Origin of the sequence: Aeromonas cavernicola, assembly GCF_002795305.1 — a bacterium.
In the GTDB taxonomy this organism is placed as follows: domain Bacteria; phylum Pseudomonadota; class Gammaproteobacteria; order Enterobacterales; family Aeromonadaceae; genus Aeromonas; species Aeromonas cavernicola.
Genome location: NZ_PGGC01000281.1, coordinates 1 through 687, shown reverse-complemented (window position 1 = coordinate 687; position 687 = coordinate 1). Strand labels below are relative to the sequence as shown.

1 protein-coding gene is annotated in these 687 nt (G+C 65.5%); it reads right to left on the bottom strand.

What is annotated here, in order from left to right:
• Positions 1 to 687, bottom strand: a 687-nt coding sequence (locus tag CUC53_RS18535; RefSeq protein ID WP_100295428.1) for an ABC transporter substrate-binding protein, incomplete at both ends; no start/stop codon positions are given.

The following is a 687-nucleotide window of genomic DNA, read 5'->3' as shown; positions in this document are numbered from 1 at the left end:
GGCGGTAACGCTCGGCACACGCCGCTTCCAGTTTGAGCTGCCAGCTGGGATGGGGCTCTGACTCTGATTTGAAGCGCAATGCCGGTTGCCCCTTTGCGGAGTCAGGCAGGGCATCGGCCCGCAGCACGCTGGGATCACCCCAAAACGCCGGATTGGCCTTGCGCGCCTGCGCCGCCGGGCTCAGCAGGAAGTTGGCCACCACCTTGGCCCCGGCGCGGGCACTGGCGTTGAAGGGGATAGCGAGAAAATGGCTGTTGGTGAGCGCGCCTTTCTCCATGGCGACCGCCTCGACGCTGGGGGGGAGGGCACCAATCTGGGCGGCGCTTTGCGCCTCCTGCGGGTTGAAGCTGATGGCCATGGCCAGTTCGCCATCATCGAGCAGTTGGCGGGTTTCGGCGGCGCTGGAGGGGAACAGTTTGCCCTTGCGCCAGAGTGCCGGATGCAGCTCATCGAGCCAGGCCCAGAGCGGGGCGGAGAGCTTGGTAAAATCGCTCTCGGTCGCCTCCCGATAGAGGGGGGCGGGGTCTGGCGTCAATTCCAGCAAGATCTGCTTGAGAAAGCTGGAGCCATGGAACTGGGGCGGCTTGGGATAGGTGAAGCGGCCGGGATGGGCCTTGGCCCACGCAAGCAGGGCTGCAGCCGAGGTGGGCGCTCTGGCGACCTCTTCGGTATCGACCATCAGGTTGA